The organism is Pseudomonas sp. (assembly GCF_049300855.1).
Taxonomy (GTDB): Bacteria; Pseudomonadota; Gammaproteobacteria; order Pseudomonadales; family Pseudomonadaceae; genus Aquipseudomonas.
The window spans coordinates 576,092-595,189 of the sequence record NZ_JBAQKH010000029.1 but is presented as its reverse complement, the minus strand read 5'-3'; the positions used below and the strand labels follow the sequence as shown (position 1 = coordinate 595,189).

At 58.8% G+C, this 19,098-nt stretch carries 17 protein-coding genes and 1 pseudogene; 9 read left to right on the top strand and 9 right to left on the bottom strand.

What is annotated here, in order from left to right; translation table 11 throughout:
• Positions 1-85 precede the first annotated feature (85 nt).
• Positions 86-1,273, bottom strand: a complete 1,188-nt coding sequence (locus WA225_RS17650; protein WP_422608924.1) for an MFS transporter — start codon at positions 1,271-1,273, stop codon at positions 86-88.
• Positions 1,274-1,534: 261 nt separating this feature from the next.
• Positions 1,535-3,121 (bottom strand): ABC-F family ATPase, encoded by a 1,587-nt coding sequence (locus WA225_RS17645; RefSeq protein ID WP_081265182.1) that lies wholly within the window; start codon positions 3,119-3,121, stop codon positions 1,535-1,537.
• Positions 3,122-3,500: 379 nt separating this feature from the next.
• On the opposite strand from WA225_RS17645, the gene lpxO reads away from it, so the two are divergent.
• Entirely contained in the window at positions 3,501-4,400 is a 900-nt protein-coding gene (lpxO, locus tag WA225_RS17640) for a lipid A hydroxylase LpxO (protein WP_422608923.1), read from the top strand.
• A gap of 163 nt (positions 4,401-4,563) precedes the next feature.
• Here lpxO and WA225_RS17635 read toward each other — a convergent pair whose 3' ends face one another.
• Positions 4,564-5,430 carry a Ku protein gene (locus WA225_RS17635; protein WP_422608922.1) on the bottom strand — a complete coding sequence of 289 codons (867 nt, stop codon included), beginning with the start codon at positions 5,428-5,430 and terminating at the stop codon, positions 4,564-4,566.
• 189 nt (positions 5,431-5,619) lie between these two features.
• Between WA225_RS17635 and WA225_RS17630 the strand changes: the two genes are divergently transcribed.
• Both WA225_RS17630 and WA225_RS17625 read left to right on the top strand, forming a co-directional pair.
• Positions 5,620-5,940, top strand: a complete 321-nt coding sequence (locus WA225_RS17630) for a hypothetical protein (RefSeq protein WP_422608921.1) — start codon at positions 5,620-5,622, stop codon at positions 5,938-5,940.
• Positions 5,941-5,992: 52 nt separating this feature from the next.
• A complete protein-coding gene (locus tag WA225_RS17625; protein ID WP_422608920.1) occupies positions 5,993-7,138 on the top strand; it encodes a PQQ-dependent sugar dehydrogenase in 1,146 nt (381 codons plus the stop codon).
• A 41-nt stretch (positions 7,139-7,179) separates the two neighbouring features.
• Here the strand turns inward: WA225_RS17625 and WA225_RS17620 are convergent, their stop codons facing one another.
• Positions 7,180-8,280: a peptidase C39 family protein gene (locus WA225_RS17620; RefSeq protein WP_422608919.1), complete on the bottom strand. Its 1,101-nt coding sequence runs from the start codon at positions 8,278-8,280 to the stop codon at positions 7,180-7,182.
• A 92-nt stretch (positions 8,281-8,372) separates the two neighbouring features.
• Between WA225_RS17620 and WA225_RS17615 the strand changes: the two genes are divergently transcribed.
• From WA225_RS17615 to nudC, 4 genes are all read left to right on the top strand, one after another.
• On the top strand, positions 8,373-9,947 hold the full coding sequence (locus WA225_RS17615; protein WP_422608918.1) for a RimK family protein: 1,575 nt from the start codon (positions 8,373-8,375) through the stop codon (positions 9,945-9,947).
• A gap of 7 nt (positions 9,948-9,954) precedes the next feature.
• Positions 9,955-10,878, top strand: coding sequence for a magnesium transporter CorA family protein (locus WA225_RS17610; RefSeq protein ID WP_422608917.1), 924 nt, complete (start codon positions 9,955-9,957; stop codon positions 10,876-10,878).
• A 218-nt stretch (positions 10,879-11,096) separates the two neighbouring features.
• Positions 11,097-11,909: a crotonase/enoyl-CoA hydratase family protein gene (locus WA225_RS17605; protein WP_129393953.1), complete on the top strand. Its 813-nt coding sequence runs from the start codon at positions 11,097-11,099 to the stop codon at positions 11,907-11,909.
• A 6-nt stretch (positions 11,910-11,915) separates the two neighbouring features.
• Positions 11,916-12,746 (top strand): NAD(+) diphosphatase, encoded by an 831-nt coding sequence (gene nudC / locus WA225_RS17600; protein WP_422608916.1) that lies wholly within the window; start codon positions 11,916-11,918, stop codon positions 12,744-12,746.
• On the opposite strand, the gene WA225_RS17595 is transcribed toward nudC, so the two are convergent.
• A complete protein-coding gene (locus WA225_RS17595) occupies positions 12,714-13,493 on the bottom strand; it encodes a TSUP family transporter (RefSeq protein WP_422608915.1) in 780 nt (259 codons plus the stop codon). The genes nudC and WA225_RS17595 overlap by 33 nt on opposite strands.
• Before the next feature lie 325 nt (positions 13,494-13,818).
• Here WA225_RS17595 and WA225_RS17590 point away from each other — a divergent pair.
• Positions 13,819-14,016: pseudogene (locus WA225_RS17590) on the top strand (dimethyl sulfone monooxygenase SfnG); the annotation flags it as partial.
• 120 nt (positions 14,017-14,136) lie between these two features.
• Here the strand turns inward: WA225_RS17590 and WA225_RS17585 are convergent.
• Positions 14,137-14,616, bottom strand: coding sequence for a DUF1348 family protein (locus WA225_RS17585; RefSeq protein ID WP_038361256.1), 480 nt, complete (start codon positions 14,614-14,616; stop codon positions 14,137-14,139).
• 55 nt (positions 14,617-14,671) lie between these two features.
• Positions 14,672-15,235 (bottom strand): TetR/AcrR family transcriptional regulator, encoded by a 564-nt coding sequence (locus tag WA225_RS17580; protein ID WP_422608914.1) that lies wholly within the window; start codon positions 15,233-15,235, stop codon positions 14,672-14,674.
• Between the two features lie 216 nt (positions 15,236-15,451).
• On the opposite strand from WA225_RS17580, the gene pssA reads away from it, so the two are divergent.
• Positions 15,452-16,807 carry a CDP-diacylglycerol--serine O-phosphatidyltransferase gene (pssA, locus tag WA225_RS17575; protein ID WP_422608913.1) on the top strand — a complete coding sequence of 452 codons (1,356 nt, stop codon included), beginning with the start codon at positions 15,452-15,454 and terminating at the stop codon, positions 16,805-16,807.
• A gap of 131 nt (positions 16,808-16,938) precedes the next feature.
• Here pssA and efeO read toward each other — a convergent pair whose 3' ends face one another.
• Both efeO and efeB read right to left on the bottom strand, forming a co-directional pair.
• Positions 16,939-17,763, bottom strand: coding sequence for an iron uptake system protein EfeO (gene efeO / locus WA225_RS17570; RefSeq protein WP_422608912.1), 825 nt, complete (start codon positions 17,761-17,763; stop codon positions 16,939-16,941).
• Positions 17,764-17,793: 30 nt separating this feature from the next.
• Positions 17,794-19,092 (bottom strand): iron uptake transporter deferrochelatase/peroxidase subunit, encoded by a 1,299-nt coding sequence (efeB, locus tag WA225_RS17565; protein ID WP_422608911.1) that lies wholly within the window; start codon positions 19,090-19,092, stop codon positions 17,794-17,796.
• Positions 19,093-19,098 lie beyond the last annotated feature (6 nt).

Below are 19,098 nucleotides of genomic sequence, written 5' to 3'. Positions count from 1 at the left end.
GGCGTAGTGTCAGTCAATACATGTGCTGACTGACTCCCCGCCTTCGCGAGCAAGCTCGCTCCCACATTGGTTTTGCGTCGATTGTTCAAGAAATTGCGCGGCGCTTGAGCAGCAAGGTCAACCCCAGCCCGATCACCGACAACAACGCCGCACTGAAGAAAATCCACGAATACCCCAGATTCAACGCCACCGCGCCCATCAGCGGCCCGGCAATCGCCAGCGCCAGATCGAAGAACACCGCGTACGCGCCCAGGCCCGAACCGCGACTCGAACTCGGCACCTGCTTGATCGCCTCGACGCCCAGTGCCGGGTACACCAGCGACAGGCCAAACCCCGCCAGCCCCGCACCGATCAAAGCGAACGCGGTGGACGGCGCCAGCCACAACAGCACCAGTCCCAGCGTTTCGATGCTCATGCAGGCGATCGCAGACCTGAAACCACCAAACCGACTGATCGCCGAAATGAACAGCAGTCGCGACAGGATGAAACACACGCCAAACACGGTCAGGCAGTACGCCGCACCGGTCCAGCCGCGATTGAGGTAATAAAGGGTGATGAAGGTAGTCAGCGTGCCGTAACCGATCGAGGCCAGGGTCAGACTGGCGCCATACGGCGCGATCCGCCCGAACACGGCCCAGAACGGTAGCCGCTCGCCCCGGATCACCGGCACCGAAGGTTTGTTGCGGATCAACAGCAGTGCGCCGGCCGCCAGTACCGCGAGGGCAATGCCGAGGCTGGTGAAGCCGTAATCGGCGACCATCACCACACCCAAGGGCGCACCGATGGCAATCGCACCATAGGACGCGATGCCGTTCCAGCCGATGGATTTCGCCGTGTGTTCGACCCCGACCTGGCCCATGCACCAACTGATCGTGCCGACGCCGATCAGCCCTTGTGCGACGCCGAGCAGCAAGCGCCCGATGATCAGAATGACCAGGCTTGCCAGCGCAAAGTCCTGCAGTAGCGTGGAGAGCAGTGTCAGCACACCGCTGAGGACAATTCCCCACAAGCCATAAATGATCGCCCGTTTGGTCCCGACCGTATCCGACATGCGCCCGGCCATTGGCCGGCTGAGCAGGGTGGCCAGATACTGCGAGCCAATCACCAGCCCGGCAACGACCGCGCTGAAACCCAGCTGCTCGTGCACATAACCGGGCAACACCGCGATCGGCAGACCGATGCAGAGGAAAGCAATAAAGGTGTAGAACACGATGGAGACGATCTGCAGGGTGATCGCCATGGAGCTTTGCGGGGGCTGTTGCTGCGCAGACATGAGGGCTCGTTCGCGGGCGGCGGTGGGAGAGTTCGCATCATGGCGTGGGCTTGCGATAAAAGAAAGCAGGCTAACTACTTTCCCAAAAGATTGATGTCGCAGCTACTGGCGTCTTCGCGAGCAAGCTCGCTCCCACAGGGGAATGTATTTCAAATGTGGGAGCGAGCTTGCTCGCGAAGGTCGCCGCACCAGCAAATCCCTCACCCTGAAATGCAAAAAGCCCCGTCACATGGACAGGGCTTTTCAGTTTTCAGCTGCTATTTAGAACACAACACCCTGACTACGCAGGTAGTCATCGTAGGTGCCGCTGAAGTCGGTCACGCCATCCGGGCTCAGCTCGATGATGCGCGTGGCCAGGGACGATACGAACTCACGGTCGTGGCTGACGAAGATCAGCGTGCCCGGGTAGTTTTCCAGCGCCAGGTTCAGCGCCTCGATCGATTCCATGTCCAAGTGGTTGGTCGGTTCGTCCATGATCAGCACGTTCGGCTTTTGCAGGATCAGCTTGCCGAACAGCATGCGACCTTGCTCACCACCGGAAATCACTTTGACCGACTTGAGGATCTCGTCGTTGGAGAACAGCATGCGGCCCAAAGTGCCGCGAATCATCTGTTCGCCTTGAGTCCATTGACCCATCCAGTCGAACAGGGTGACGTCGTCTTCGAAATCGTGAGCGTGATCCTGGGCGTAGTAGCCCAGCTCGGCGGCGTCGGTCCATTTGATGCTACCGGCATCCGGGGTCAGTTCGTTGACCAGGGTGCGCAGCAGGGTGGTCTTGCCGATACCGTTCGGGCCGATGATCGCTACGCGCTCGCCGGCTTCAACCTGGAAGCTGAAGTCCTTGAACAGCGGCTTGCCGTCGAAACCCTTGGCCATCTTCTCGACCATGACGGCCTGGCGGTGCAGCTTCTTGTTCTGATCGAAACGGATGAACGGGCTCACACGGCTCGAAGGCTTGACCTCGGCCAGCTGGATCTTGTCGATCGCCTTGGCGCGGGAAGTGGCCTGCTTGGCTTTCGAGGCGTTGGCCGAGAAGCGGCTGACGAACGATTGCAGCTCGGAAATCTGTGCTTTCTTCTTGGCGTTGTCCGACAGCAGTTGCTCGCGGGACTGGGTCGCCACGGTCATGTACTCATCGTAGTTGCCCGGGAACAGGCGCAGCTCGCCGTAATCCAGGTCAGCCATGTGCGTGCACACGCTGTTCAGGAAGTGACGGTCGTGAGAGATGATGATCATCAGGCTGCTACGCTGGGTCAGGATGTTTTCCAGCCAGCGAATGGTGTTGATGTCCAGGTGGTTGGTCGGTTCGTCGAGCAACAGCACTTCCGGATCGGAAAACAGTGCCTGCGCCAGCAATACGCGCAGTTTCCAGCCTGGCGAGACTTCGCTCATCGGGCCGAAATGCTGCTCGATGCCGATACCCAGGCCCAGCAACAGCTCACCGGCGCGGGATTCGGCGGTGTAACCGTCCATTTCGGCGAATTCGGTTTCCAGCTCGGCCACGGCCATGCCGTCTTCTTCGCTCATTTCCGGCAGCGAGTAGATGCGGTCGCGCTCGGCCTTGACCTTCCACAGTTCTTCGTGACCCATGATCACGGTATCGATCACGGTGAATTCTTCGTAAGCGAACTGATCCTGGCGCAATTTACCCAGACGCACGTTCGGCTCGAGCATGACCTGGCCGCCGGTCGGATCGAGGTCGCCGCCGAGGATTTTCATGAAGGTCGACTTGCCGCAACCGTTGGCGCCGATCAGGCCATAGCGGTTGCCCGCGCCGAATTTGACCGAAACGTTTTCGAAGAGCGGCTTGGCGCCGAACTGCATCGTGATGTTAGCTGTAGAAATCAAAGGTTTTTCCTGCGAAGCATTCGAGTAGCGAGGGTGCGGCTGGAGCGCTTGGCCCGAGTCAAAGTGCGCTGAAGCGGGGAGGTTCCCGTCATCAACCAAGGGGGGCGCGTAAAGTTTGGCGGCGATTGTACTGGTCTGGCTCTTTAAACGATAGGGCGATGACGCCAAGATCGCCGATTGGCGCAATCGCGGGACAGTTTTTCACAGTTGAGGGATAACTATCGGTTACAAAGTATGGCTAAAATGCCATCTATTCACCCAGCGCCTTTCAACGGCGTGGGCTCAAGGATGTGCCATTTGTTTCCAGACCACTGCATAAGACGCTGGCCTCGAGCTGCCTGGCGCGCAGTTTGTTCACTTTTGACGTGTGACGATTTCCGTGAAACTCATTATTGCTGCTATCTATGTCATTTCCATTGCATACGTTCATCTTCGTGGTCGTGTGCGCCACAAGCTGGGTCGGCAACTGAGCGATCACTCGACGTTCCTCGCTCCGATCAACTGCTTCTTGTACCTATTCTCGAAAAAGCCCAACAAGCCTTACCTCGACCCGGCCGAGTTTCCCGACTTGAGCCCGTTGCAGGCGCACTGGGAAGAAATCCGCGAAGAAGGGCAGAACCTGCTGCGTGCCGGTGAGATCAAGCGCTCCAATCAATACGATGACGTCGGTTTCAACTCGTTCTTCAAAAGCGGCTGGAAGCGTTTCTACCTGAAGTGGTACGGCGAGAGCCATCCATCGGCGATGAAACTGTGCCCGCGCACCACTGAGCTGGTGCAAAGTATCGGTTCGATCAAGGCGGCGATGTTCGCCGAGCTGCCGCCCGGTTCGAAACTGGTGCGCCACCGCGACCCGTACGCCGGTTCTTACCGCTATCACCTGGGCCTGGACACGCCGAACGATGCCGGCTGCTACATCAATGTCGACGGTGAGAACTATCACTGGCGCGACGGTGAAGCGGTGATGTTCGACGAGACCTTCATTCACTACGCCGAAAACACCACGGACAAAAATCGCATCATTCTGTTCTGTGACATCGAGCGGCCGATGAAGTATCGCTGGGCCGCGGCGTTCAACAGCTGGTTCAGCCGCACCGTGATGTCGGCGGCAGGCGCGCCGAACGATGCCGGTGACCGCACCGGTGGCATCAACCGCTTGTTCACCCGGATCTACAAGATTCGCCTGCGCGGTAAAGAGCTGAAAAAACGCAATCGCAAACGCTACTACATGGAAAAGTGGGCGATCTTTGGTGGTCTGCTGGCGGTGTTCATTCTGATCTGATCAATGTAGTCAATTAACTTACGCCTTCGCGAGCAAGCTCGGTCCCACAGTGGAATTGGGGGAATGCGAATTTTGCATTCGACTCGGGACCCTGTGCGAGCCAGCCTGCTAGCGAAGACTCTCTCAAATACAACCTGTCAGTTACCTGACGATCCTTGGATTGTCATTCACCGGAGGCCTTTTTTGTCCTCTTGGCTGGCGCAGCTTTGCTGGCGGCCTTCGCCTTTGGCTTCGCCGGCGCTTTGCCACCCAGGCTGCGTTTGAGCAGTTCGGTCAAATCGATAACATCAGCGGTTTTGCGCTCTTCTGCGCCGCCCACCGTCTCGACATCCTCGATCTTGCCTTCATGGGCTTTCTTCTCGACCAGCGCCATGATTTTGTCTTCGAACTCGTCCTTGTAGTCTTCGGGTTTCCAGTCCGCGCTCATGTCTTGCACCAGCCGTTTGGCCATGTCCAGTTCACCTTTGGCCAACTGTGGCTTGGTCACTTCGCTGCCCAGCTCCAGCTCGTCGAGACCACGCACCTCCTGTGGCCAGCGCAGTTTCACCAGCACCAGCGCCGACTCCAGCGGCATCAACGCCGCCAGGTATTGGCGCGTATGCAGGACCACGCGGGCGAGGGCGACCTTGTTGGTTTTGCTCAGGGTTTCGCGCAGTAGCGCGTAGACCTTGCCACCGCGCTTGTCCGGTGCCAGATAGTAGGGCGTGTCGATGTTCTGCAGCGGAATCTGTTCGGCATCGACAAAGGAAAAGATGTCGATGGTCTGCGTCGACACCGGGTGCGCCGAGCGGATTTCCTCTTCGCTGAGCACCACATAGCGGCCCTTTTCATAGGCCACGCCTTTGACGATATTCTCCTTGGTGACCTCCTTGCCAGTGACCTTGTTCACCCGTTTATAACCGACGGGATCCATGCTGCGGCTGTCGAGCCAATCGAAATCCACGCCTTGCGAGGAGGTCGCCGAGACCAGCGCGACGGGGATGTGAACCAGTCCGAAACTGATCGCGCCTTTCCAGATTGCCCGAGCCATGGTGTGTTCTCCGAGTGATGATCAGGTGACCTGTGCGCTGAGGCGAAAGTTTCCAGTGATTGCGGTGGTTTCAGATGACTTGGTCAAGCCGTGTTACATGTTGTTTAACGCGGACGGGTTAACAAATCCGAACCCACGGCGTAGCGTGGACTCGAAGGCTCTATCCCATGCCCATCGAGAGGCAGCGTCATGAATCGAATACTGCTTGGCATCGTCGTCCTGACCCTCAGTGGCGGTCTGGTTCATGCCGACGTCTTGTTGGCGCAAAGCCCGACCGGCAACAGCAATAACCCTTACAACAGTCCAATCCGCCGGGCCAACCCCAACAGCATGCAGGGGACTCAGCCCAGCACTCCCCCCATTCGCGGGCCGAACACGGTACCGACACCGCGTCAGCCAACGGTCGAGAACCGTGGCATTGGCAACGGCCAGCCGATCCGTTCGGTGCCAAGCACACCCCCCACGTTCATTCCCAACCCACCTTCGCGCAGCGGAGACAGCAATCGTTGAGCGGCAGGACTGACGTTCTGCCGGACCTTCAAACGAACAAAAGGAATCGTGAATGTTGCGTAAAACCCTTTTAGCCAGCCTGTGCGTCGGCGCGCTGATCAGCGCGCCGGCATTTGCCGCAACCCCCAAGGAGCTGCAAAGCGAGCAGGGCACCCTTGAAGTCACCACCATTGCCCAAGGGCTCGAACACCCGTGGGCCCTGGCATTCTTGCCGGATCGCCAGGGCATGCTGGTGACCGAACGGCCGGGCAACCTGCGCACGGTCGGTGTCGACGGCAAAATCTCCGCGCCCATCAGCGGCGTGCCAGACGTCTGGGCCAAAGGGCAGGGTGGTTTGCTCGATGTCGCGCTATCGCCGGATTTCAAACAGGATCGTCTGGTGTATCTGTCCTACGCCAGGGGCGGTGGTGAAGGCGACAAGGCCGGCACGGCGGTAGGTCGCGGCCGATTGTCGGATGACCTGAAGACCCTCAAGGATTTCAAAGTGATCTTCCGTCAGGAGCCCAAGCTTTCGGTCGGCAACCACTTCGGCTCGCGGCTGGTGTTTGATCGTGACGGTTATCTGTTCATCACCCTGGGTGAGAACAACGACCGGCCGACCGCGCAGGACCTCGACAAACTGCAGGGCAAAGTCGTGCGCATCTATCCGGACGGCAAAGTACCGGACGACAATCCCTTCGTCGGTCAGTCCGGTGTGCGCCCGGAGATCTGGTCTTACGGCCATCGCAACCCGCAGGGCGCCGCGCTCAACCCGTGGAACGGCACTCTCTGGGAGAACGAGCACGGTCCGCGAGGGGGAGATGAAGTCAACATCATTGAACGCGGAAAAAACTACGGCTGGCCGCTGGCGACTCACGGCATCAATTACTCGATGCAACCTATCCCTGAGGCGCAGGGTAAAACCGTAGAAGGCACCGTTGCGCCGCACCATGTCTGGGAGAAATCCCCGGGGGTGAGCGGGATGGCGTTCTACGATGCTGATCGCTTCAAACCGTGGCAACACAACGCGTTTATTGGCGCGCTGGTGACTCAGGAGCTGATTCGCCTGCAGTTCGATGGCGACAAGGTGGTACACGAGGAGCGCTTGCTCGGTGAACTCAAGCAACGCATCCGCGATGTGCGACAGGGACCGGATGGCTATCTGTATGTGCTGACGGATGAGTCCAATGGTTCGCTCTATAAACTCGGCCTGAAATGATCGTCCAGTGGCGAGGGAGTCTGCTCCCTCGCCACAGACAATCAACTATTGCGGGCAAACAACACCACTGCCGCACGCAATTTGCCCCGGCCGAACCGGCACATCTTGTCGAACTCGCCATGACTGACCGGCACATGCTGGCAGTCCATCGGCTGTCGATGCTGGCTGTGATCGACATCCGGGTCATGCAGATAAACGAAGTCCTCGTCGCAATCGGTCACCACCACCCAGTGCGGTGATTTCGATCGGGTCAGCCGATAGCTGCTGATCAGCACCAGCGGTTGCCCGCCCGCATCGAGCAAGCGCGGCAGGTCGAGCGATGTGCCAAGCAACTGCTCGACGTCGGTCTCGGCCAATTGCGTCATGAACTCCTCATGAACCAGGCGCATGACGTCTTTTTTATGCGCATCGCGCACCCCGTCGAGAAACAACGGGCCGGCCAGGCTCAACTGCAACCTCACGCGAAAACCTCTGCGCCATGCGGCCAGCGCCAAACCCTGCGGGCTGCAGCCACCATGGCCGGCGGTCATGAACACCGTGGTTGCTTCGCGCCAGATCTGCAACTCTTCGCGACGCTCCAGTAACCGCTGCACCTGCAACGCACCCATGGCCATCAACAGGCAGGCCGGGCCGCAGGTGAAATCGGTGGTTTGTCGGTAGTAGGGCACTTTGATGCTGCGTGAGTCGCGGTGCTGAAGAATGCGTTTCTCCAGGCGCAGCGCATCGGCATGGTCTTCGTAGTAATCGTGAATCAAGGCAAAGCGCCGATACCCGTTGCGTTCATACAGGGCAATCGCCGCAGGGTTGTCGGTGCGCACCTCGAGGCGCAGGTAGGCGCAATCGTGTTGCAGGGCAATCGTCTCGATCCGCTGCAGCAATTGCTTGCCGAGGCCTTCGCCCCGCGCATCAGCGGCAATCGCGATGGAATACAGGCGTGCCAGCGAGGTGCCACGGTGAAACAACACCAAGGCGTAACCGAGCAAATGGCCCTCGCGCTCTGCCACCAGCAACTGCCCGTGCGCGCGGGTAATCATCCACTGGAAGCTGCGACTGGTGAGCCGGTCAGTGGTGAAACATTGCATTTCCAATGCCAGTAGCGCTGGCAAATCTTCAACTGTCGCCGGGCGAAAAACAGCACTCATATGACCACCGTAAAAGTTGCGTAACGAAACGAGACTTTCGAAAAACTTCGTGCTTAATAGAAAAGGTCTTGTTCTCCAACGGATCAATCTCTATGTCAGCGGTACAGGGTCATTGGCGCGAAGTATCCGAGCAAAGTTTGCCGGCGGCAACTTATTTAAATTCAGCGGCGAGAACTTCCAGTCAAGTGCTGATCATTGTCGAACGCAAGGAAGACTGGGCCTCGTATTTTCCCAGCGAGGGCATCATCAGTGCGCAGGAATACCTTGAGCAAACCCGTGAAACCGAGCCGGGCAAGCGCGTGCAGGTGATCAACCTGTGCCGCAGTTACAAGTACCTGGGCCACGGTTACTACTGCTCGTTGCTGGCGGAAGCCCGTGGGCACAAGGTGATTCCATCGGTGCGAACGATCAGCGAACTGACGCGAAAATCACTCTACGGGCTGGCCCTCGACGATCTGGATAAAACCCTCGAAAAGGCGCTCAGCCATCATCTTTACAGCGACACCGAAGGTTTTACCCTGACCCTGTACTTCGGTCGAACACATATTGAACCGTTACAGGATCTGGCCCGGCAGTTGTTTGAGTTATTCCCCTGTCCGATTCTGTTAGTTGAATTTCGCCGAACTAACGGTTGGCACATCGAAGGGGTGAAGTCTGGCACTTTGCACAAGTTGCGCGATGACCAGGAAGATCAGTTCGCCAATGCGCTGGATGGCTTCAGCCGTAAAATCTGGCGGGCGCCGCGCTCGCCACAAGTTGCGCGTTATGACCTGGCGATCCTGCATGATCCGCAGGAAGCGTTGCCGCCGTCCAACGCTAAAGCCCTGGCGAATTTCGTCCGGGTCGGCAAAACCATGGGCATCGATGTCGAGCTGATCGAGCGCAAGGATTATGCGCGGCTGGCCGAGTACGACGGTTTGCTGATCCGCGAAACCACCAGCGTCGACAATCACACCTATCGCTTCGCCAAGAAGGCCGAAAGTGAAGGGCTGGTGGTGATGGATGACCCGACGTCGATTCTGCGCTGCACCAACAAGGTCTATCTGACCGATCTGCTCAACAGCCATCAACTGGGCATGCCCGCCACCGAAATTCTCTACAAGGAGCGACCCGAAGACTTCGAACGGGTCGGCGAGCGCCTCGGTTTTCCGTTGGTGCTGAAGATACCTGATGGCTGCTTCTCGCGCGGGGTGATCAAGGTCGAAAGCCAGCAGGCGCTGCTTGAAGCCACTGCCGAGCTGTTTGAGCACTCGGTGTTGTTGCTGGCGCAGGAGTTTTTCTACACCGAATACGACTGGCGCATCGGTGTGCTCAATCGCAAACCGATCTTCGCCTGTCAGTACTTCATGTCCAAGGGCCATTGGCAGATTTACAACCACAAAGCCAAGGGCCAGGACGTCAACGGCGAATGCCGCACGCTGGCGATCCACGAGGCGCCCCGCGCTGTGGTCGAGTTGGCGGTGAAGACCGCCAACCTGATTGGCGACGGCCTCTATGGTGTCGATTTGAAACAGGCCGGCGACAAAGTCGTGGTGATCGAAGTCAACGACAACCCCAACCTCGACGCCGGCATCGAAGACGCCTATTTGCAGGACGACTTGTATTCACTGGTGCTGGAAGAGTTCGTGCGGCGCCTGGAGCTCAAACGTCGCGGTCAGGCGTGGTGACAGGCCGATGATCAGCCGTTTCGCATTGGGTCACGGCGCCTTGCAGCGGGTTGAGCGACTGGACGTCGAGGTGATGCTGTTCAGCGATCCCGACGCCGGCGAGCGTGACTTGCTGCACAGCCATTTCAAGGTCGATGAGCACGCGCTGGCCTCGGCGCTGGACCCTGACGAGGTCTCGCGGATCGAGTTTCATCCCGATCACTTGTTCCTGATCTGGAAGCGCCCGGAAAATTATTCCGGTGGTGGCAGCCTGGCGTTTGAAGTGTCGTCGTGTGGCTTGCTGTTTTCGCCAGGGCAACTGCTGGTGATCGCCACCGATGACACGCCGTTGCACGGCCTCGGCACTCGTCAGGCGTTAAACACGCCACTGGATGTGCTGCTCGACCTGTTGTTCAACAACATCCATCACTACCTCGGGCATTTGAAGGTGATCAAACTGGTCGCCCGCGAGTTGCAGCAGAAATTCAACGCCTCGATGCAAAACCAGCATCTGATTCAGATGTTCAACCTCAGTGAAAGCCTGATCTATTACATCAATGCTCTGCACAGCAATGGCGCGGTCCTGACGCGGCTGCGCAATCACGCGGAAAAACAGCACTTCGGCAGCGAAGCGCTCGGCCTGATCGACGACCTGATCATCGAAAACAACCAGTGCTACAAGCAGGCGGAAATCTACTCGACGGTGTTTTCCGGACTGATCGATGCGCGCGGCAACCTGATGAACAACAGCATGAACAACCTGCTGCGCAAGCTGACATTGATCAACGTGGTGTTTCTGCCGTTGAACCTGATTGCGAGTATTGGCGGCATGTCGGAGTTCAGCATGATGACGGCAGGGACGCCGTGGTGGGTTTCGTACCCGGTGTTTCTGGGGGTGATGTTGTTGGGGGCGGGGGGGATGTTGTTTGGGCTGCGGCGCTTGGCCAGATGATTTGTAGTGATTGATCGGACGCCTTCGCGAGCAAGCTCGCTCCCACATTTCGAAATGCATTCCCCTGTGGGAGCGACGGTGCGACGATTCGACTTGCTCGCGAAGAGGTCGGCACAGGCGAAGTAAAACTCAGGACAGTCCCGCATTTGGCCGAACCGCCGCCGTGATGCCTTGTTATAGTTCGGGCCTCATTTTCAGCCCGGTAAAGGATCACTGCCATGACTCAATACTCCGCCTTCAGCGTCGAACTGGCCGACAACATCGCCCATGTGCAGATCAATCGCCCGGAGAAGATCAACTCGATGAACGCGGCGTTCTGGAGCGAGATCGTCGAGATCTTCCAGTGGATCGACGACACCGACGAAGTGCGCGTGGTGGTGCTCAGCGGCAACGGTAAACATTTTTCCTCCGGCATCGATCTGATGATGCTCGCCGGCGTCGCCAATGAACTGGGCAAAGACGTTGGCCGCAACGCGCGCCTGTTGCGCCGCAAGATCCTCACCCTGCAAGCCTCGTTCAATGCCGTCGACAACTGCCGCAAACCGGTGCTCGCCGCCATTCAGGGTTATTGCCTGGGGGGGGCCATCGACCTGATCGCCGCTTGCGACATGCGCTACGCCGCTGAAGACGCGCAATTCTCGATCAAGGAAATCGACATCGGCATGGCCGCCGATGTTGGCACATTGCAACGGTTGCCACGGATCATCGGTGACGGCATGCTGCGTGAACTGGCTTACACCGGTCGTACCTTCGGCGCTGACGAGGCGCGCAGCATTGGCCTGGTCAATCGCGTCTACAGCGACAAAGACGCGCTGCTCGAAGGCGTGATCGACATCGCCCGCGAAATCGCTTCGAAGTCGCCGATTGCGGTCACCGGCACCAAGGAAATGATCAGCTACATGCGTGACCACCGCATCGACGACGGTCTCGAATACGTTGCCACCTGGAACGCTGCCATGTTGCAATCCACCGACTTGCGCGTGGCCATGGCCGCCCACATGAGCAAACAGAAACCCGAATTTCTGGACTGAGAAACCATGACAGCTCGCTGGACCACTGCAGTACTCGACACCGATCAACCTGGCGGCTGGGCCGTGGCGCGCAGCCCGGACGGTTTTCTGTTCGATGACAACGGCGCGCTGTTTCCGCGCGAATGGCTCAAGCGTCAGGACTTGTCAGTCCTCGCCGAGCACGGCATCGGCCATCTCGATGACGAGCCGGTGTACTTGCTGGAACTGCGCAGCGCCAGCGAAGTGCCGGGTTGCAACTGGAAAGGTCTGCGGGCGTTCATGCTCGATGGCGAGCATACGATCTACAAAGTGCTCGGTTACGCCGCGCAGATTGGTACGTGGGCGCGCGAGCATCGCTTCTGCGGTAATTGCGGGCAAGCCATGACGCAGGTGCCGCGCGAGCGGGCGATGTATTGCCAGCCGTGTGAGCTGCGCAGTTATCCGCGCATTTCGCCGAGCATGATCGTGCTGATCACCCGTGGTGACGAGATTCTGCTGGCACGTTCACCGCGTTTCGTCACCGGGGTTTACAGCACGTTGGCGGGGTTTGCCGAACCTGGCGAGTCGGCCGAGGATTGCCTGATTCGTGAAGTGCGCGAAGAAGTGCAGATCGAGGTGAAGAACATTCAGTACCTGGGCAGCCAGTGCTGGCCGTTCCCGCATTCGATGATGCTCGGCTTCCATGCCGAATATGCCGGTGGCGAGATTGTCTGTCAGGAAGACGAGATCGAAGACGCCCAGTGGTTCAACGTGCACGACCTGCCGCCGTTGCCGGCGTCAAAGTCGATTGCGCGTTATCTGATCGACGTCTATGTGGCGCGGCGCTTAGGCCACGCTGAACCAGTGCTGCCAGGCTAGGCGCACGGTCAAACCGAGCACCACGGTGATGAACACCGGGCGAATGAACTTGGCGCCACCGCTGATCGCGGTGCGCGCGCCAAAGAACGCGCCAACCATCACCGACAGGCCCATGCTCAGGCCGATGATCCAGTCCACCTGCCCGGAAAACACGAACACCGACAGCGCCGCAATGTTGCTGACGAAGTTCATGCTGCGCGCCACGCCGCTGGCCTTGACCAGGTCGATCGGGTAGAGCAGCAGGCTGCTCACCGTCCAGAACGCGCCAGTGCCAGGGCCGGCCACGCCGTCGTAGAAACCGAGGCTGAAGCCCTGAGTCGACTGCCATTTCTTTTTGATCGGCGCATCGCTGTCCAACGGCGCTTTTGGCGTACCGCCGAACAACAGGTACAGGCCGCAAGCGAAGACGATCACCGGGAGCATCTTGTTCAGCCATTCGGCCGGCAGGTAATGGGCGACGATGGCGCCGGTCAGTGCGCCGACCAGAGTGCCAACAATCGCGTGAACCCATTGCCGTGGATGGAACAACTTGCGGCGGTAGAAGGTGAAACTGGCGGTAGCCGAGCCAAACGTCGAACTCAGTTTATTCGTGCCGAGCACCAGATGCGGCGGCAGGCCGGCCGTCAGCAGGGCCGGCGTGGTCAACAGACCGCCACCGCCGGCGATGGCATCGATGAAACCGGCTATGAAAGCGACGAAGGCCAGGATGGCCAGGGTGGTGAGGTCAACGCTGAGTTCGAAAGGCATGGAATCGGCTTATTCGGCAGGGCGCAGATTTGGCTGCGGGGAGGGCGGTCATGTTACTCATTTCCAAGTGTTGCGGCGAGCCATCGGACGCCATCGCTGGCAAGCCAGCTCCCACAGGTTTTTGCATTGTACCCAAGATCATTGTTCACCCTGATCCTTGTGGGAGCTGGCTTGCCAGCGATGAGTCCAGTCGAGCCAACAAATAAACCAACTGTTGCCCACCCGACAACCCGCCAACAAATCCTCCTCCACAAAACATCAACTCCACCTCAAAGCCCAACAAAACCAGGCATTCCAACCCTGGCACGCTTGCTGCTCTACCACTCACAACGATGGTTTCAAGACCAATTTGATTGGCACGCCGTTGCAGATTGCCGAGCGGATTGTGGCGCTGAAGGCGGTGGGGGTGGATCTGGTGCTGGCGGGGTTTCTGCACTTTCAGGAAGAGGTCGAGTATTTCGGGCGACGGGTGTTACCGCTGGTGCGCGAGCTGGAGGCTGAAAAGACTGCCGCCGTCGCTTGAATACTATGCAAAACCTGTGGGAGCGAGCTTGCTCGCGAAGGCGTCCTTTCAGTAAATATTGTGATTACTGATACACCGCTTTCGCGAGCAAGCTCGCTCCCACATTAGATCTACGGGGTCTTAGAGACCGAGGTCGGACAGGCTCGGATGATCATCCGGGCGGCGGCCCAGTGGCCAGTGGAACTTGCGCTCGCTTTCCTTGATCGGCATGTCGTTGATGCAGGCGTAGCGCTGGAACATCAGGCCCTGCTCATCGAACTCCCAGTTTTCGTTACCGTAGGAGCGGAACCAGTTGCCCGAGTCGTCGTGCCATTCATAGGCGTAACGCACGGCAATGCGGGTGTCCGAGTAAGCCCAGAGTTCCTTGATCAAGCGATAATCCAGCTCTTTCGCCCATTTACGGGTCAGGAAGGCCTTCGCCTCTTCACGGTTGTTGGCGAACTCGGCGCGGTTGCGCCACTTGGTGTCGAGGGTATAGGCCAGCGATACCCGTTCCGGGTCGCGGGAGTTCCAGCCATCCTCGGCCAGTCGAACTTTCTCGATCGCCGATTCACGGTTGAAGGGCGGCAATGGCGGACGTACCTGGGCTGCAGTAGACATGTTCAGTCTCCCGATCTAATTGATAATTGAACAACAAGTCCGGCTTATTAAGGCGTTACAGGTCCAATAACTTTCGCGCCATGCATTGCGCATTATCGGCGGCACTGTGATCACCCATCACAAGCGCTACGGTAATGGCACCATCAATCAGGATCAGCAGCTGTTTGGCCAGCAGTTGTGGATCCTCGGCACCATGTTCGGTACACAGCTCGCACACGTAGTCGAGCAGCTTCTGTTTGTGTTCTTTGGCGATCAGGCGCACCAGATCCTGTGGGTCGCCGGTTTCGCCGCTGGTGTTGATGAAGGCGCAGCCACGGAAGCTTTCCGAGGCGAACCAGCTCTTGAGCACCGTGAACAGGTTGAGCAGGCGATCGGCCGGGGTTTCGGCCTGATCGACAGCGCTTCGGTACCAGTGCATCCAGCGAATGTCGCGGCGTCGCAGCGCAGCGACGGTCAAGGCGTCCTTGTCGGCAAAGTAACGGTAGATACTTTTTCTGGAGACACCGGCGGTTTTCACCAGAAGGTCCATGCTGGTGGCAGCGATGCCACTTTTATAGATCAACTTTTCGGTGACATCCAGGATGATGTCGCGTGTGTCATTGCTAGTGATTTCGTTCATGTGGCAAACAGTAGAACGATTGTTCTCCTTGGTCAAGCAGGCATTTTTGTTGGCGGTGAAATCGCTTTCGCGAGCAAGCTCGCTCCCACATTTGAAATGCATTCCACTGTGGGAGCGAGCTTGCTCGCGAAGGGGCTATTACAGACACTAACAAGACCCGAAGGATGTGATGGTGTAAGCTCTCGGGTTCTTCGGATTCGACCCATTGCGAGCCCTATGCCGTTGCTTTTCAAACGTTCCTTGCTGCCCAAACTGCGCAGCTTTCCGCTGACCGCCGAGGCCGTGACCATTCTGTCCGGCGCCGCCGAGTTCCGTCGTTGCCTGCTCGAGAAAATCGCCACGGCGACGCAGCGCATCTACATCGTTGCGCTGTACCTGCAGCAAGACGAAGCCGGTCAGGAAATCCTCGATGCCTTGCACGCCGCCAAGCTCAAACGTCCCGAGCTTGAAATTGCCGTGGTCGTCGATTGGCTGCGCGCCCAGCGCGGTCTGATCGGTGCCGGCAAGCAGCCGGGCAACTCGGCGTGGTACCAGGAAATGACCCGCACGCACCAGAGCGAAGTGCCGGTCTACGGCGTGCCGGTGCAGACTCGGGAGTTGTTCGGCGTCCTGCATCTGAAGGGCTTCGTGATTGACGATTGCGTGGTCTACAGCGGCGCGAGCCTGAACAACGTTTATCTGCACAAGTTCGACAAGTACCGCTTCGACCGCTATCACGTCCTGCAAAGCGCTGAACTGGCCGACTCGATGCATCATCTGGTCAAGCACGGCCTGATCGAATCGAAAGCGGTGCATCGCCTCGATCTGCCCAACCTGCCGACCACGCGCAGCTTGCGCAACGACATCGGCGACCTGCGCAGCCGCCTGAAATACGCGACGTACGACACCAGCGCCGGCAGCACCGCCGGCAGCACCGCGCATGCAGGTCTGTCGGTCAGCCCATTGTTGGGCGTGGGCAAGAACAACCCGTTGAACCGGGCGATCCTCGAACTGATCGCCAGCGCGCAAAAGCAACTGACCATTTGCACGCCGTACTTCAACCTGCCGCTGGGTGTGATCCGTGAGATCAATCGTGCGCTGGCCCGTGGTGTGAAGATCGACATCGTGGTCGGCGACAAGACCGCCAACGACTTCTACATTCCGCCGAGCGAGCCGTTCAAGGTGATCGCAGCGCTGCCATACCTGTACGAGATCAGCTTGCGTCGCTTTGCCAAGCGCCATCAGCGCAACATCGACAGCGGTCAGTTGAACCTGCACTTGTGGCGTGACGGCGACAACACCTATCACCTCAAGGGCATGTGGATCGATCAGCGTTATACCCTGCTGACCGGCAACAACCTCAATCCACGGGCGTTCCGCCTGGATCTGGAAAATGCGTTGTTGATCGATGACCCGAAAGGCGAGTGGCTGGAGCCGCGTGCGAAGGAACTGGAAGAGATTTTCCGCCATACCACGCGGATCGAGAATTTCCAGGGATTGGAGACGCTGCCGGAATACCCGGCCGGGGTGGCCAAGTTTCTCAAGCGGGTGAGTCGGGTGCGGATTGAGCGGTTGCTCTACCGGATTTTGTAGGCTGCTGAAAATGCCATCGCTGGCAAGCCAGCTCCCACAGGTTCTATGGTGTACACACTATTTGTGAATGACCGGGAACACTGTGGGAGCTGGCTTGCCAGCGATGGGGCCCGCTTAGACGCTACAAAAAATCAATTCAGACCCAGCTTGCCACGCAACGTGGACAAATCTTCCGCCAGTGTATTCACCGGCCCGACCAGCGCTTTACGGTCGTTATCCTTCACCTTGTCATACGTTTCGAAACCACCGTCCTTGGTCTTGTACTTGGCCAGAATCTTGTCGACGGTGGCAAAGTTCTTGTCGACCTTCGCGACGAACGCCTTGTCCTGCTTCTCGATCTGCGGACGGAACAGGTCGACGATTTTCTTCGCGCCGTCGATGTTGCCCTGGAAGTCATACAGATCGGTGTGGCTGTAGCGATCTTCCTCACCGGAGATCTTGGTCGCGGCGACTTCTTCCAGCAGCGCAGCAGCACCACCGACGACTTTCTCAGGCGGGAAGGTCAGGCCGGCGACGCGGGTTTGCAGGTCTTTGACGTCGCTGTTGAGCTTGTCTGCCAGCTCGTTCAGGTCGGCGGTGCTTTTTTCCGAGAACAGCGTGTATTCGATGCGGTGGAAACCGGTGAAGTCTTCAGCCTTCACGCCTTTCTCGTGGTCGTCGACGCGCGAATCGATGGACGCATCGAGGTCACTGAACAACTCGGCAATCGGCTCGATCGACTCGTAGTAAACGCGGGTCGGTGCGTAGAGCTTTTGCGCGGTGGCCAGGTCGCCTTTTTTCACCGCATCGGTGAATTGCTGGGTGTGGCTGCCCAGCTCATCGAGTTGCTCGGTGACGTAGATCTTGTAGTCCGAAACCGGCCCGACCAGATCCAGCGGTGCTGTCGCGGCGAACGCCGACAGCGGGGTGTTGAGCAAACCAAGGGTCAGCAATAACGCGAGTGGCGTCTTTTTCATGGGGGCGGCTCCAGTGTTGGGATGTTGTTTTTATGCAGCGGTTTTCGGTTGTGTGGCGTTGAGCAGCGAGCGACCGATGAAGTCCTTGTCGCCCGTGACACCCGGCAAGGTGAAGAAGTACCCGCCGCCGACCGGTTTGAGGTATTCCTCAAGCGGCTCGCCGTTAAGGCGGGTCTGCACGGTGATGAAGCCTTTCTCCAGGTCGGCCTGGTAACAGATGAACAGCAGACCCATGTCGAGCTGGCCGTTCTTGTTGACGCCGTTGGAGTAGTTGAACGGCCGGCGCAGGATCAGGTTGGCCTGACTCGCAGCGGTGCGCGGGTTGGCCAGACGAATGTGCGCGTCGAGTTTGGTCAGCTTGCCTTCCGGGTCCTTGTGATAATCCGGCACTTCGGTTTCATGGCTGCCGCCAATAGGCGCGCCGGAGGTTTTCACCCGACCGAGGATGCTTTCCTGTTCCTGCAATGGCGTACGGTCCCAACGCTCGACGAAGTTGCGGATGATCCGCACCGCTTGATAGCTGCCATGCGCGGCCCAGGCCGGTTCGTCGCTGCCCGGTTGCACCCAGACGATGCTGTCCATGGCTTTGGCGTCGTTGGAATTCGGGTTGGCCGAGCCGTCGCGAAAACCAAGAAAGTTGCGCGCCGATTGCGCCGGCACACCCGGTTTCGCCGGGGCTTGTGGCGGCACGCTGCCTTCCTGTTTCCAGCGCACCAGCAACAGGTCCGGAAGGTTTTTGACGATGTCGCGCAGGGCGTGAATGTTGGTGTCGGTGGTGTTCGAGCAGAACTGCAAACTCAGGTCGCCGTGGCAGCAATCGGCTTCCAGCGCGTCGTTGGGGAAACCGACCATGCGGATCAACCGTTTGGGTTTGGCGTCCTCCAAACCGAAGCGCTCGTCGAACAGCGACTCGCCCACGGAAACGGTGATGGTCAGGTTATCCGGCGTGACGTTCGGGCCGAGGATCCCGGAATCCGGCGGCGGCAGTTTCGGATCGATCTGCGCGACCGGGCCGCCCTTCATCAGGAACGCAATGCGCTCGTTGAGGGTGCGGAACAGTCGCTCCAGGTCTTCGCGGTCGCTGGCCAAGACATCGAACGAAACCAGCATGCCCGAGGCTGGGCGCGGGGTGACGATACCGGTCTGGTGCACGCCGTGGAAATCGTGGCGGTCTTCAGTCTTGTCGCTGCTCGGCGCTTCGGTGACTTGCGCCGGTGCGGCGGCCATGGCCGGGCAGCTCAGGGCGGAACCCGCGAGGGCGACACCGGCGGCGCCCATGCCCATCAGGACACGGCGACGTTGCAGGTTGAGGTTTTCTGAATCTTTCATCGGGAA